At 72.8% G+C, this 14,298-nt stretch carries 9 protein-coding genes; 8 read left to right on the top strand and 1 reads right to left on the bottom strand.

Annotated features, from left to right (window positions below; translation table 11 throughout):
* Positions 1–230: 230 nt before the first annotated feature.
* The 8 genes from ACWGJ5_RS13365 to ACWGJ5_RS13330 all read left to right on the top strand — a co-directional run bounded on the left by ACWGJ5_RS13365 (position 231) and on the right by ACWGJ5_RS13330 (position 11,341).
* A complete protein-coding gene (locus ACWGJ5_RS13365; protein WP_453309850.1) occupies positions 231–932 on the top strand; it encodes a YoaK family protein in 702 nt (233 codons plus the stop codon).
* 101 nt (positions 933–1,033) lie between these two features.
* On the top strand, positions 1,034–2,920 hold the full coding sequence (locus ACWGJ5_RS13360) for an amidohydrolase (protein WP_453309849.1): 1,887 nt from the start codon (positions 1,034–1,036) through the stop codon (positions 2,918–2,920).
* Positions 2,921–2,958: 38 nt separating this feature from the next.
* Positions 2,959–3,468: a DoxX family protein gene (locus ACWGJ5_RS13355; protein ID WP_453309848.1), complete on the top strand. Its 510-nt coding sequence runs from the start codon at positions 2,959–2,961 to the stop codon at positions 3,466–3,468.
* Positions 3,469–3,728: 260 nt separating this feature from the next.
* The gene (locus tag ACWGJ5_RS13350) at positions 3,729–4,592 is read left to right on the top strand and encodes an oxygenase MpaB family protein (protein WP_453309847.1); all 864 of its coding nucleotides are present in this window, start codon (positions 3,729–3,731) and stop codon (positions 4,590–4,592) included.
* 116 nt (positions 4,593–4,708) lie between these two features.
* The gene (locus ACWGJ5_RS13345) at positions 4,709–6,928 is read left to right on the top strand and encodes a tetratricopeptide repeat protein (RefSeq protein ID WP_453309846.1); all 2,220 of its coding nucleotides are present in this window, start codon (positions 4,709–4,711) and stop codon (positions 6,926–6,928) included.
* A 110-nt stretch (positions 6,929–7,038) separates the two neighbouring features.
* Positions 7,039–8,604 (top strand): phytoene desaturase family protein, encoded by a 1,566-nt coding sequence (locus ACWGJ5_RS13340; protein WP_453309845.1) that lies wholly within the window; start codon positions 7,039–7,041, stop codon positions 8,602–8,604.
* Positions 8,605–8,684: 80 nt separating this feature from the next.
* Positions 8,685–9,794, top strand: a complete 1,110-nt coding sequence (locus ACWGJ5_RS13335; RefSeq protein WP_453309844.1) for an NAD(P)H-dependent flavin oxidoreductase — start codon at positions 8,685–8,687, stop codon at positions 9,792–9,794.
* Entirely contained in the window at positions 9,791–11,341 is a 1,551-nt protein-coding gene (locus tag ACWGJ5_RS13330) for an acyl-CoA synthetase (RefSeq protein WP_453309843.1), read from the top strand. The genes ACWGJ5_RS13335 and ACWGJ5_RS13330 overlap by 4 nt, the downstream gene beginning before the upstream one ends.
* Before the next feature lie 33 nt (positions 11,342–11,374).
* On the opposite strand, the gene ACWGJ5_RS13325 is transcribed toward ACWGJ5_RS13330, so the two are convergent.
* Positions 11,375–14,284: an ATP-binding protein gene (locus tag ACWGJ5_RS13325; protein ID WP_453309842.1), complete on the bottom strand. Its 2,910-nt coding sequence runs from the start codon at positions 14,282–14,284 to the stop codon at positions 11,375–11,377.
* Positions 14,285–14,298: the final 14 nt, after the last annotated feature.

The following is a 14,298-nucleotide window of genomic DNA, read 5'->3' as shown; positions in this document are numbered from 1 at the left end:
GCCCGGGGCGCCTCGCCCCGGGCCGGCGCGGCCCGCTGCCCCGGACCGCGAAGTGCATGGCGTTCGCGGGCTTCATCGGCAGAAACGCCACCCGCCACGGGTGGGCGCCGGACCTGCACGCGACCGACGGGCCGCTCTCGGGAGCTTCTGCCGGGTGCAGCGAGCACGGCGCAGGAGGCCTGCAGGAAGAGAAATCGGACGAACACGGGCCGTGGCCCGAGGAAACAACAGTGACTATCAACCATTCCCCGGCCCAGCGTGCGCCGGCCCAGCGTGCGCCGGGCGGCCGTGAGCCGCTGCTGCCGGCCCTCATGACCGTGACGGCGGTGAGCGGCCTCATCGACGCGGTCAGCTATCTGGGGCTGGGCCATGTCTTCACCGCGAACATGACCGGCAACGTGGTCATCATCGGCTTCGCCGCCGCCGGCGTCCCCGGCTTCTCGGTGCTCGGCTCGCTGGTGTCGCTGGCCGCCTTCCTGGTCGGAGCCGGAGTCGCCGGCCGCCTGGAGACCGCGATGCGCCGCCGTACTGCGCCGTTTCGGCTGCGCTGGACCCTGGTGGTGGAAACGGTGCTGCTGGCCACGGCCACCACCGTCGCCTTCGCCGCGAGCCATGCGGTCTACGCGCTGATCGCCCTGATCGCACCGGCCATGGGCCTGCGCAACGGGACGGTGCGCAAACTCGCCGTGCCGGATGTGACCACGACGGTGCTGACCCTCACGCTGACCGGACTGGCATCCGACTCGACTCCGGCCGGCGGTACCAATCCCCGTGCCGGCCGCCGGCTGGCCTCCGTGCTGGCGATGCTGGCCGGCGCACTCGGGGGAGCCTCGCTCGTACAGCACGCGGGGCTCGGCTGGCCCCTGCTGGCCAGCACGCTCGGTACCGCCGCTGCCGCCCTGGCCGTGCCGCGCAGCTCGTCCTCCAGCTGACGCATAGCCCCGGCCGCTGCCTCACCTCGCTGCTGCCCCGCGGCAGCCGCTTCACCCCTCGTACAACTTCTGGCAACCCCCACTCACTGGAGATGATTTCCATGGCCACTATGCCTGTGGCTGGCCTCCCTGCCGTCAACGGCGACCACGTCGCGGACGTGGTGGTCCGCAATGCCAAGCTCTACACCGGTGACCCGCGCCGTCCGCAGGCGAGCGCGGTCGCGATCAAGGACGGCAGGGTCCTGGTGGTCGGGGACGACGCCGACGTCGTCCATCTGATCGGCTCGCAGACCCGCGTGGTGGACGCGCTGGGCCGGCGGGTGATCCCGGGCCTGAACGACTCCCACCTCCATGTGATCCGCGGTGGTCTGAACTACGTCCTGGAACTGCGCTGGGACGGTGTGCCGACCCTGCGCCAGGGCCTGGCCATGCTCCGCGAGCAGGCCGCCCGCACCCCCAAGGGCCAGTGGGTCCGCGTGGTCGGTGGTTTCTCCGCCGACCAGTTCGCCGAGAAGCGCCTGCCCACCGTCTCGGAACTGAACGCCGCGGCCCCCGACACCCCCGTCTTCGTCCTCAACCTCTACCAGTCCGCCATCATGAACCGTGCCGCCGTTCAGGCAGCCGGCTTCACCAAGGACACGCCCGACCCCCGCGGCGGGCAGATCGTCCGCGGCGCGAACGGCGAACCCACCGGCATGCTCCTGGCCGCCCCCGGCGCCCTGATCCTGTACTCCACGCTGGCCAAGGCCCCCACCCTCCAGGGCGAGGACCTCAAGAACTCCACCCGTCACTACCTGCGCGAACTCAACCGCTTCGGACTCACCTCCGCCATCGACGCCGCCGGCGGCTTCCAGAACTTCCCCGAGAACTACGGCACCGTCATCGACCTGGCCAAGGAAGGGCGGCTCTCGCTGCGCATCGCCTACCACCTCTTCCCGCAGACCGGCGGGCAGGAGATCGCCGACCTCAAGCGCTGGACCGAGATGGTCCGCCCCGGCGACGGCGACGAGTGGCTGCGGCTGAACGGCGCGGGCGAGAACCTCACCTGGGCCGCCGCCGACTTCGAGAACTTCACCCAGCCGAGGCCCGAACTCGACTCCTACGAAACCGAATTCGAGCAGGCCGTCCGGCTGCTGATGGAGAACGGGTGGGGCTTTCGCCTGCACGCCACCTACGACGAGACCATCCGCCGCGACCTGGCGGTCTTCGAAAAGCTCGCCGCCGACGGCCTCTTCCCCGCGGGCAACCGCTGGCTGTTCGACCACGCCGAGACCGTCTCGCGCGAGAGCCTGGACCGCATCGCTGCCCTGGGCGGCGCGATGTCCGTGCAGAACCGGATGTCCTTCCAGGGCGAGGCCTTCGTCCGCCGCTACGGCGCGGCCGCGGCCGCGGAGGCCCCGCCGATCCGCGCGATGCTCGAGCGCGGCCTGACCGTCGGTGCCGGCACCGACGCCACGCGGGTCTCCTCCTACAACCCCTGGGTCGCCCTGCACTGGCTGGTGGCCGGCCGCACCGTCGGCGACCTGACGATCTACCCGCCGAACAACCGCGTCAGCCGGGAGAAGGCCCTGGAAATGTACACCCAGGCCGGTGCCGAGCTCACCGGCGAGCAGGACGTCAAGGGCATCCTCGCCCCCGGCTACTACGCCGACCTGGCCATCCTCTCCGACGACTTCTTCACCGTCCCCGAGCAGGACATCGCGCACATCGAGTCGCTGCTGACCCTCACCGGCGGCCGGATCGTCTACGCCGCCGGCGAATACGAAGGTCTGGACGAGCAGCTCCCGCCGGTCAGCCCCCTGTGGAGCCCGGTGGCGCACTTCGGCGGCTACCAGGCCACCGTCAAGCCCAGCATCTCCGGCGCCCGCCAGGCCGAACTCCTCGGCCAGGCCGTCGCCGAATCCGAACAGCACCGTCAGTGGCGCGCCGCCCGCGGCTTCACCCCCGAGACCGCACCCGAGATCTTCGACGCCTGCTTCGTCCTGTAACACCCGCCACCCATCCACAGCTACGAAAGGAGACGGAAATGGACGCAGGGTTGCTCGCCCTCCGGTTGGCCATCGGCCTGCTCATCGCAGGCCACGGAGTCCAGAAGGTCAGCTTCCGCCTCGGAGGGAAAGGCCTCGACGGCGGGGCCGCCGAATTCCGCGCCGACGGATTCCGCGGCGGCCGCCTCACCGCCCTCGCGGCAGGGGGCAGTCAGATCGCCGGCGGGCTCCTCGTGACCACCGGAGCACTCACCCCCCTCGCGGCTGCCGCGAGCGTCGGCGTGATGACGGTCGCCGTGTCCGTCAAACGCCGCAACGGCCTTTGGGTGCAGAACGACGGCTACGAATACCCCCTCCTCCTCGCTCTCGCGCCCGCCGCTCTGTCCCTCACCGGACCCGGCCGCTGGTCCGTCGACCACGTCCTCGGACTCACCCCTTGGAGCGGCTGGTGGACCGCGGCCGCCACCCTGGTCGGCCTTGCGGGAGGGCTGCTCACCCGGTTCATGCTCACATCCGGTCACGCCGAGCAACCGGTCCCGCCAAGGTAGTCCGCCTCCGGGACACGTGATGTTCCGAGGACTCGACTCCACCACCGAGCGCGACCGTACGGCGCGAAGTCCCCACGGACGACAGACGGCCGCGCTCTCCCAACACATGCCCCGGCACGCGATTCACCCTGCTGTGCCGCCCGGCGCCTTGTCGGGGCAATCCACGACTCCCATGACCGAGAGTGCTGGGCGCTTGCCTGCCCAGCTGCAGCGACTCGCCTCGCCTGGTGCCAACCAGCAATCCTGGTCACACTGCGGGCATGGGCGACCCGGGGCTGTTCACGCCGAACTCCGTGACCTGGCAGATGCACGGCGACCCGATGATGTGGGTCGCCGGCGTCCGCGCGCTGTACCTCCAGGCCCTGCACCCGCGCGCGGTGCGCGGCGTCCTGCAGAACTCCACTGCGTTGGATCGTCAAAAGAGTGGCCGGCGCGACGCCTGGGGCCGGCTGATGCGGACCGCGAACTTCGTCGGGACGACGACGTACGGCACGACCGAGGCCGCCGAGCGGGCCGGCGCCCGCGTGCGGAAGATCCACAGCATGCTGGCGGCGACCGACCCGGAGACCGGCGAGCGGTACGGCGTCGACGAACCCGGGCTGCTGCTCTGGGTGCACTGCGCGGAGATCGGCTCCTACCTGCACGTCCTGCGCCGCTCCGGCTTCCCGCTCACCGGTGCCCAGGCCGACCGGTACATAGCCGAACACCGGGTCAGCGCACGCCTGGTGGGCCTCGACCCGGAGACCGTACCGGCGAGCCGGGCCGAACTCGCCGCGTACTTCGGGAAGATGCGGCCGGAGCTGGCGGCGGGACCCGAGGCACGCGAGGTGGACGACTTCCTGCTCCGTCCGCCGACGCATCCCCTTCTCGTCCCCGCGCGCGAGGTGCTGTGGCGGCGCGTGGCGTACCTGGCGTACGCCGCTCTGCCGCCGTACGCCCATGAGCTGTACGGCAGACCGGCCCCCGCACCCGCGGTCGTCACCCGCCGGCTGCGGGCCACGGGCGCGGTGCTGCGGTGCGTTCCCGCACGTGTGCGCTGGCAACTGCCGCCCAAACACATCCTGCGGGCCATGGCGCGGCTCGGACCCCAAGCGCGTCCGGCACCGTACAAAGTCGGGCGATAGGCCGCCATACTGGACGAGCAGGGGGGTGTGGCGCGGATCGGGCCGGCGTGGTGCAGCGCGGTGCCGGGCCGGCCTTCCGGCGGCGGGGCGGGCGGCGACGGGGGCGGCGGATCGCTATGGGGGAGAACAGGCTGGTTCAGGGCCGGTACCGGCTGCTCGACCTGATCGGGCGGGGCGGGATGGGCGAGGTGTGGCGGGCCCTGGACGAGTCCCTGGGCCGGCAGGTGGCGGTGAAGTGCCTCAAGCCACTCGGGCCCGGCCATGATCCGTCCCTGGCCCGTGTCCTGCGCGAGCGCTTCCGCCGCGAGGCCCGGGTGGCCGCCGGTCTCTCGCACCGCGGGGTGACCGTCGTCCACGACTTCGGCGAGTCCGACGGGGTCCCGTATCTGGTGATGGAGCTCCTGGAGGGCCGTGATCTGAGCCGGCTGCTGCAGGACAACAAGGGGCATCCGCTGCCGGTGCGGGACGTGGAGGACATCGCCGCGCAGGTCGCGGCCGCCCTCGCCTACACCCACCAACAGGGGGTCATACACCGTGACTTGAAACCGGCCAACATCGTGCGGCTGGCCGACGGCACGGTGAAGATCTGCGACTTCGGCATCGCCCGCCTCGGCCACGACATCGGCTTCACCGCCCGGCTGACCGGCACCGGGGTCGCGTTGGGCACCCCGCACTACATGTCCCCGGAGCAGATCGGCGGCGAGCCGGTGGACCAGCGCAGCGACCTGTACTCGCTGGGCTGCGTGCTGTACGAGATCGCCACCGGGGCGCCGCCGTTCGACCTGGAGGACGCCTGGGCGATCCTCATCGGCCATCGCGACACCCCGCCCCGGCCCCCGAGCGAACACCGCCCGGAGCTGCCCGGCCACCTTCAGCGCGTCATCCTGGACCTGCTGGCCAAACGGCCCGAGGAACGGCCGTACGACGCCGGGGAGTTGGTTCGCCGGATGCGCGCGGGGCGCGGCGCGGCCGCCTCCGGTACGGCCGTGGAGATACCGGAGGCGAGAGGCGCGGCCCGACTGCCGTCCTGGACCCGAGGCATGACCACCGGCCACAAGGCACTCGGCGCCGGACCGGGCGCGCTGAGCCCGGACGCGGGGGCGGCACTGTCGGTCCGCTGGGAAGCGCCCCGAAGGGGCGCGGGGCCGTATCCGGCATGCGGCTCCCGCCGCGATGGGGGTCCCCCCGGGTTCGAGCGAAGCCGAGAACTCGGGGGAGCGGCCGGCCGCAACGGACCCTCGGACGCTCGACGGCCCGTTCCCGCACCACCGGCAGAGCGCACCGCACTCCCCGCGGAGCGCCCCGCGCTCCTCGGCCCCGACCACCCCGAGTCCCTGGCCGGCCGCTACGGGGCGGCCTTCGCCCTCGTCCGCGCGGGCCGGGTCGCCGAGGCGCTGGCCGCCTACACGGACCTCGCCGAGGCCCGGGCGCGGGTCCTCGGCGCCGACCACCCCGACACCCTCGCCGCCCGCCAGGAGACGGCCTACGCGCTGGGCCGGCTGGGCCGCCACTTCGAGGCCCACCAGGTGTACGCGGAGGTGCTGGCCGCCCGGGTGCGCGTCATGGGCCCCGACCACCCCGACACCCTGCGCTGCCGCCACAACCTCGCCTGCACCCTCGGCCGGCTCGGCCGCCTGGACGACGCCTGCCGTACGGCCCTGGAGGTGGCCGCCGCCCGGGCCCGCGTCCTCGGTGCCGACCATCCCGACACCCTGGTCTCGCGCTGTGAAGTCGCCTACGCCCAGGGGCAGTCGGGCCGCTGGGAGGAGGCGCTGCGCATCTACCGCGAGGTCGCCGAGAGCAGAGCCCGCGTCCTCGGCGCCGACCACCCCGACACCCTCGCCGCCCGCTACGAGACCGCCCTCAGCCTCGGCCGTCTCGGCCGCGGCGCGGACGCCCTGCGCCTGTACCGGGAGCTTGTCGTGGACCGCACCCGCGTCCAGGGCCCCGCCCACCCCGAGACCCTGCGCGCCCGGCACGGCCTCGGGGTCAACCTCGGCCGGCTCGGGCGCTGGGAGGACGCCCTGACCGAGGCCCGCGACGTCTGTCTGCTCCGCGAGCAGGTCCTCGGCCCCGCCCACCCCGACACGCTCGTCAGCCGCCGCGAGATCGCGGTCGCCCTCGGCTGGCTCGGCCGCTGGGCCGAGGCCCTCGCCGAGTACCGGCGGGTCGCCGCCACCCGCGAGGAGGTCCTCGGCCCGGACCACCCCGACACCCTCGCCGCGCGCGGCGACGAGGCCCACTGTCTGGAGCGCCTCGGCCGGGGCACCGAGGCCGGCGAGCTGTACCGCAGGCTCGCGGTGGTCCGCCGGCGGTACGCGTCCGGCGGTACCTGACGGAGACCGGGTGCCGCGGCCACCTGATCAAACGGCGCGCCCGCGGCCGCCCGGCCCACGGTCGGGGCACGCCTCTGGCCGCAATGGATCATCACGTGTTACGAAGAACCATGCCTGCCAACGAGCACACCCGCACATACGACGCCGTCATCGTCGGCGGCGGCCACAACGGTCTGGTCGCAGCCGCCTACCTGGCCCGGGCCGGCCGTTCCGTGCTGGTGCTGGAACGGCTGGACCACACCGGCGGCGCCGCGATCTCCACCCGCCCCTTCGCCGGCGTCGACGCCCGGCTGTCGCGCTACTCCTACCTGGTCAGCCTGCTGCCGCAGAAGATCGTGCGCGATCTCGGGCTCGACTTCCGGGTCCGCGCCCGCACCATCTCCTCGTACACCCCGGCGGAGCGGGACGGCCGGCCCACGGGACTTCTCGTCGGCGGCGGCGAACAGCGCACCCGCGAGGCCTTCGCCCGGCTGACCGGCGGCGAGCGCGAGTACCAGGCCTGGCAGCGTTTCTACGGCATGACCACGCGCGTCGCCGAACGCGTCTTCCCGACCCTCACCGAGCCGCTGCCCACCCGCGAGGAACTGCGCAGCCGCATCGACGACGAGACCGCCTGGCGGGCCCTGTTCGAAGAGCCGATCGGCGTCGCCGTCGAGGAGAACTTCCAGGACGACCTGGTCCGGGGCGTCGTCCTCACCGACGCCCTGATCGGCACCTTCGCCGACGCCCACGACCCCTCCCTCGCCCAGAACCGCTGCTTCCTCTACCACGTCATCGGCGGCGGCACCGGCGCCTGGGACGTGCCCGTCGGCGGCATGGGCGCCCTCACCGACGCCCTGGCCGCCGCGGCCCGTTCGGCGGGCGCGGTCATCGCGACCGGGCACGAGGCGGTCCGGATCGCCACCGACGGACACACCGCCGAGGTCACCTACCGCACCGCCGACGGCGAGGGTGTCGCCGCCGCCCGGCACGTCCTGGTGAACGCCTCCCCGCAGGACCTTGCAGTCCTGACGGGGGACCCGGCACCCGAGCCCGCAGAGGGCGCCCAGCTCAAGGTCAACATGCTGCTCACCCGGCTGCCGAAGCTGCGCGACACGGCCGTCGACCCGCGCGAGGCCTTCGCCGGCACCTTCCACGTCGCCGAGGGCTACCGGCAGCTCGCCACCGCCCACGCCCAGGCCGCCGCCGGTGAACTCCCCGCCGTGCCGCCCTCGGAGATCTACTGCCACTCCCTGACCGACCCCACCATCCTCGGCCCCGAACTCGCCGAGCGCGGCTACCAGACCCTCACCCTGTTCGGCCTGCACACCCCGGCCCGGCTCTTCGACCGGGACAACGACGCCGTACGAGAGGAGCTGCTGGAGTCGACCCTCGCCCAGCTCGACGCCCAGCTCGCCGAACCCCTCGCCGACTGCCTGGCCACCGACGCCGACGGCCGCCCCTGCATCGAGGCCAAGACCCCGCTCGACCTCGAGAGGGACCTCAGGCTGCCCGGCGGCAACATCTTCCACCGCGCCCTGTCCTGGCCGTACGCCCAGGAGGACACGGGCCGTTGGGGCGTGGAGACCCGGCACGCGAACGTCCTGCTGTGCGGCGCGGGCGCGGTGCGCGGGGGAGGCGTGAGCGGCGTACCGGGACACAACGCGGCGATGGCGGTGCTGGAGGCCACTGCATGACGCACCGGAAAACCCAAAGAATCTGACGGGACGTCAGAAAAGCTCTTCCGTCGTCCGGCCCGCTGCGGCATCCTGCGCCCATGCAGACGGAGCTGAGCAGGAAACTGGGAGTCGAGCACGCCGTCTTCGGCTTCACGCCGTTCCCCGCCGTCGCCGCGGCCATCAGCCGGGCCGGCGGCTTCGGCGTGCTCGGCGCGGTCCGCTACACCGCCCCCGACGACCTCAAACGCGACCTCGACTGGCTCCACGCCCACGCCGGCGGCCGGCCCTACGGACTCGATGTCGTCATGCCCGCGAAGAAGGTCGAGGGCGTGACCGAAGCGGACGTCGAGGGGATGATCCCCGACGGACACCGGCAGTTCGTGCGGGACACCCTCGCCAGGTACGGCGTCCCCGAACTGGCCGAGGGCGAGGCGTCCGGGTGGCGCATCACCGGCTGGATGGAGGAGGTCGCCCGCACCCAGCTCGACGTCGCCTTCGACTATCCGATCAAGCTGCTCGCCAACGCCCTCGGCTCCCCGCCCGCCGACGTCGTCGCCCGCGCCCACGACCGGGGCGTGCTGGTCGCCGCGCTCGCGGGCAGCGCCCGGCACGCCCGCAAGCATCAGGAGGCGGGCATCGACGTCGTCGTCGCCCAGGGCTACGAAGCCGGCGGCCACACCGGCGAGATCGCCACCATGGTGCTCACGCCGGAGGTGGTGGAAGCCGTCGATCCGCTGCCGGTGCTGGCGGCGGGAGGCATCGGCAGCGGACAGCAGGTGGCGGCCGCGCTCACACTCGGCGCGCAGGGTGTGTGGCTGGGCTCCATATGGCTGACCACCACGGAAGCGGACCTGCACTCGCCCGCCCTGACCCGCAAGCTGCTCGCCGCCGGGTCCGGCGACACCGTCCGCTCCCGTGCCCTCACGGGCAAACCCGCGCGCCAGCTCCGCACCGAGTGGACCGACGCCTGGGAGGACCCCGCCGGCCCCGGCACCCTGCCCATGCCGCTGCAGGGGCTGCTCGTGGCCGAGGCGGTCTCCCGGATCCAGAAGTACGAGGTCGAGCCGCTGCTCGGCACGCCGGTCGGCCAGATCGTCGGCCGGATGAGCAGTGAACGAAGCGTCCAGGCCGTCTTCGACGACCTCACCCGCGGCTTCGAGAAGGCCGTGGACCGCATCAACCGCATCGCCGGAAGGAGCGGCAAGTGACCAGCACGCCCCCCGCCGGATTCTGGGCCCAGGCCGCCCAGCACCCCGACCGCACGGTCCTCGTCGCCCCCGACGGCGAGGAGTGGACCGCCGGACGACTGCACGGCGCCGCCAACCGGCTCGTCCACGGGCTGCGCGCGGCCGGCCTGGAGCGCGGTGACGCCTTCGCCGTCGTCCTGCCCAACGGCGTCGAGATCGTCACCGCCTACCTGGCCGCCACCCAGGCCGGCCTGTATCTGGTCCCGGTCAACCACCACCTCGTCGGCCCCGAGATCGCCTGGATCGTCGCCGACTCCGGCGCCAAGGTGCTCATCGCCCACGAGCGGTTCGCCGCCGCCGCGCGCGCCGCCGCCGACGAGGCGGGACTGCCATCGAGCCACCGGTACGCGGTCGGCGAGGCCGACGGCTTCCGGCCGTACCCCCAACTCCTGGACGGACAGCCGGAGTCCGCGCCCTCCGGCCGGGAACTCGGCTGGGTCATGAACTACACCTCCGGTACGACGGGACGCCCGCGCGGCATCCGCCGCCCGCTGCCCGGCAAGGCACCCGAGGAGGCCTACCTGGGCGGCTTCCTCGGGATCTTCGGCATCAAGCCCTTCGGCGACAACGTCCACCTGGTCTGCTCGCCGCTGTACCACACGGCCGTCCTGCAGTTCGCGGGCGCGTCCCTGCACATAGGCCACCGCCTCGTCCTGATGGACAAGTGGGCCCCCGAGGAGATGCTCCGCCTGATCGACACCCGCCGGTGCACCCACACCCATATGGTCCCGACCCAGTTCCACCGCCTGCTGGCCCTTCCGGACGAGGTGAAGGCCCGCTACGACGTCTCGTCCATGCGGCACGCCGTCCACGGCGCCGCCCCCTGCCCGGACCAGGTCAAACGAGCCATGATCGACTGGTGGGGCCACTGTGTGGAGGAGTACTACGCGGCCAGCGAGGGCGGCGGCGCCTTCGCCACCGCCGAGGACTGGCTGAAGAAACCCGGGACCGTGGGCAAGGCCTGGTCCATCAGCGAACTCGCGGTCTTCGACGACGACGGCAACCGGCTTCCCGCGGGCCGACTCGGCACCGTCTACATGAAGATGAGCACCGGCGGCTTCTCGTACCACAAGGACGAGGCCAAGACCCGCAAGAACCGCATCGGCGACTTCTTCACCGTCGGCGACCTCGGCTACCTGGACGAGGACGGCTACCTCTTCCTCCGCGACCGCAAGATCGACATGATCATCTCCGGCGGGGTCAACATCTACCCGGCCGAGATCGAGTCCGTGCTGCTCTCCCACCCGGCCGTCGCCGACGCTGCCGCCTTCGGCATCCCGCACGACGACTGGGGCGAGGAGGTCAAGGCCGTGGTCGAACCGGCCCCCGGCCAAGAGCCCGGCCCGGCCCTCGCCGCCGCCCTCCTCGACCACTGCGCCGAGCGGCTCGCCGGCTACAAGCGGCCCAAGAGCGTCGACTTCATCGCCGAGATGCCCCGCGACCCCAACGGCAAGCTGTACAAGCGGCGGTTGCGGGACCCGTACTGGGAGGGCCGCACACGGGTGTGACAACGGCGGGACACGGGGCCCGGACCTGCGGCTTCACGGACGGGGCCGGGTTCCGGCCGCCAGGAACCCGGAGAGGCCGGCCGCGTCGGTGCCGGCCTTGCGGTAGACGCTGGACAGCAACTGCCGCACGCCTTGCTCGGGAAGACGCATTTCCTTCGCTACCACTGCCACCGGGTGTCCCTGGGCGGTCAGTTCGGCGGTACGGCGTTCCGGGGCCGTCAGGGTGTCCGCCTGCGCATAGCGCAGCGGCAGCGGGCGCAGTCCGGCCGCCGAGAGCTCTTCCCTGGCCCGGGCGGCGAGCGCCTCGGCCCCGCAGTGCACGGCGCCTTCCAGGCCCTGGTAGAGCCGGTCGGCGGCCTCCTGCAGCCGGCCGTCGCGGGACAGTGCGGCGCCGTGGCCGATCTGGGCGCGGGCGAGCTCGTAAGCGGCGGGCGACTGCTCCAGCTGGTCGACGGCCTCCGCGTACAGGTCGAGCGCGGCCGGCCCGCCGGTCACCTCGGCGAGAGTGTGCAGGGCCTGGCCGACGGCGGAGGCGGCGCCGAACTTCCGGGCGCGCCGCACGGCGTCCCGGGCATGGCCGACGGCCTGCTCCGGAGCGGTGGGGGCGAAGGCGGACGCGAGCCGCAGCTGCCACGGGCACCAGGCCGGGTTCCGCCAGGCCCGCCCGTCCAGCCAGTGCCCGACCGACGACAGCAGCGGCGCCGCCTCGGCGTGCCGTCCCTCCGCCAGGAGCAGCTCCGCGTACACGGTGCGCGGATCGGGATAGATGACGGCGTTCGGAGTCATCTCACCGAAGCGGTGCTCGTCGGCCAGTGCGCGCGCCTCGGCGACACGGCCCCGGGCCAGCAGGGTCTGGATCAGGATGCCGACGGCGAACAACTGGGCGGGTACGGCCCCTGCCACCCTGTCGGCGATGCGCAGGCCTTCCCGCACGAGATCCTCGGCTTCCGCCAGGCAGCCGCGCTGGTGGCGGATGTAGCCGGCGAGGGTCTGGCCGAAGGCCAGATGGGAGCCGCGCCAGCCCTTCGCCATGCACTCGGCGATACCTTTGTTGAACAACTCCTCGGCCCGCCGCGGCTGGTCGCCGTACATGAACACCAGGGCGACAGAGACGGGCACCTCGAAACCGTGGTTCTCGTCGATCCAGCTCATGCCGCCGCGCAGGGCCTTCTCGGCGTACGTGAGGGCGGTCTGCCGCGGTTCGCCGCGCTTGACGGCGTCCCAGGCCCGCAGCCCCAGGATGTAGCGCTCCTCCAGACCGCGACCGGGCAACCGCTCGGCCAGCCGCGCCAGTGTCCGGGAGCGGGCGGGTGAGTCGGGGTCGTCGGTGCGGACCATGCTCCAGACGAACTGATCGGCCTGCATCCGCAGTTTCACGCGCGGACTCTTCGCGTGCCGCGCTTCTTCCGCGGCCACGGTCACCGCCTCGGCCAGCTGATCGGTGTGGGCCAGGGCCTGCGTCAGCCGGAAGCTGATGGAGGCACGCAGATCCGGGTCGACGCGGGGCTCCGCCAGCGCCTGGCGGAGATGCCTCACCGTGGCCGTGGGCTCGATCAGGAACGTGGCGCACGCGAGTTCGTGAAGGAGCGCGGCACGGTCCTCGGGCAGCGGCGGCTCCTGCAGCGCGCGGGACAGCAGACGCCGGGCGGCCTCCGTCGCCCCCGCTCGGAGGTATTCGCGAGCGGCCTCGCGCAGACAGTCGACCGTCTCGGTGCTGCCCTCGCAGGGGACCTCCAGCAGATGCCGGGCGGCGGCCGTGGGGCCGTATCCCGCGGCCAGCACGGTCTGCGCGGCGGTGTTGTGCAGACCGGCCCGGAATGCCGTGCGGATGGACCGGTAGATCGTCGTGGCGATCAGCGGATGAACGAACTCCAGCTCCCCCTCGGGGCCGTGGCCGTCGGCGAGGATCCGGGCCGCGCGCAGCTTCTGGGTCGACTCGGCGACGGCCTCGTCGCCGAGCACCGCGATGGTCGCGGCGAGCCGCGGTGAGAAGGGCGACCCCAGGACGGCCGCGGTGTGCGCGAAGCGTACGGTCGCCGTGTCCAGCCGTTCCAGACGCTCGATCAGTCCCGGGCCCTTGATCGCCGCGGCGAGCTCACGCATCGCGGGCAGGTCGTCCTCGGTGCCGCTCAGTTTCCGCTCGGCGAGTCCGATGGCGAGCTCCACCGCTTCGAAGGGGCTCCCGCCGGTGGCCGACCAGCATTCCTCGCAGAACCGGTCCTCGGCAGCCTCCCCGATTTCCTTCCTGACGATCTGCGCCACGCCGCCGGCGGTGAGCAGCGCCAGGTCATGGGGGCGGTTCCCCCGGTGTCCGGCCGGCGACCGGAGTTCGCCCGCCTCGGGCGGCAGCTCGTCGGGCCGGTAGGCCACCACGATCAGCAGCGGCAGGTCCTCCACCCGCGGGGCGAAGGAGCCGAGCCAGCTCAGGGACTCGGCGTCCGCCCAGTGCAGGTCGTCCAGGAGCAGGACGACGGGTGCCTTCTTCAGCGTGAGACGCGTCATGACCCAGTCGAGCCCTTCGCGGACCCCGGTCGGGTCCGGCGCGGGGGCGGAGCCCCTCGCTTCGAGACCCAGCGCGGCGGCGACGATGTCGTACCAACTACCCATGAAGGAGCGCAGTTCCGCCCCGTCCATGGCGGCCAGCGAGGGCTGCACCAACTGGCGCACCACGCGGAACGCCGACCCCTGCTCCGTCTCTCCGCCCCTGCCCGACAGCACCGTGAATCCGTCGGCCGCGGCCCGGGCCCGTGCTTCCGTGATGAGTGCCGTCTTGCCCAGACCGGCCGGCCCGGAGAAGGTGAGCAGACCGCTGCGCCTGGCTCGCGGCACGCCGCCCGTGGTGCGCCGCAACTCCTGGAACGCGGTGTCGAGTGCCTCGAGTTCCCGTCGGCGCTCGATCAACCTCCGCTGCTCCGTGCTCGGTTGCCGCGGCGCCATCGCCATGTGCCGTACCGCCT

Source organism: Streptomyces sp. NPDC054783 (genome assembly GCF_053611725.1).
The sequence above is the reverse complement of the archived record's forward strand: the minus strand, read 5'-3'. Positions and strand labels throughout refer to the sequence as shown.

Bases quoted from the DNA above. Each gene is read 5' to 3' on its own strand.
- ACWGJ5_RS13360 (WP_453309849.1), top strand. From the start codon at position 1,034: ATGGCCACTATGCCTGTGGCTGGCCTCCCTGCCGTCAACGGCGACCAC.
- ACWGJ5_RS13355 (WP_453309848.1), top strand. From the start codon at position 2,959: ATGGACGCAGGGTTGCTCGCCCTCCGGTTGGCCATCGGCCTGCTCATC.
- ACWGJ5_RS13350 (WP_453309847.1), top strand. From the start codon at position 3,729: ATGGGCGACCCGGGGCTGTTCACGCCGAACTCCGTGACCTGGCAGATG.
- ACWGJ5_RS13345 (WP_453309846.1), top strand. From the start codon at position 4,709: ATGGGGGAGAACAGGCTGGTTCAGGGCCGGTACCGGCTGCTCGACCTG.
- ACWGJ5_RS13340 (WP_453309845.1), top strand. From the start codon at position 7,039: ATGCCTGCCAACGAGCACACCCGCACATACGACGCCGTCATCGTCGGC.
- ACWGJ5_RS13335 (WP_453309844.1), top strand. From the start codon at position 8,685: ATGCAGACGGAGCTGAGCAGGAAACTGGGAGTCGAGCACGCCGTCTTC.
- ACWGJ5_RS13325 (WP_453309842.1), bottom strand. From the start codon at position 14,284: ATGGCGATGGCGCCGCGGCAACCGAGCACGGAGCAGCGGAGGTTGATC.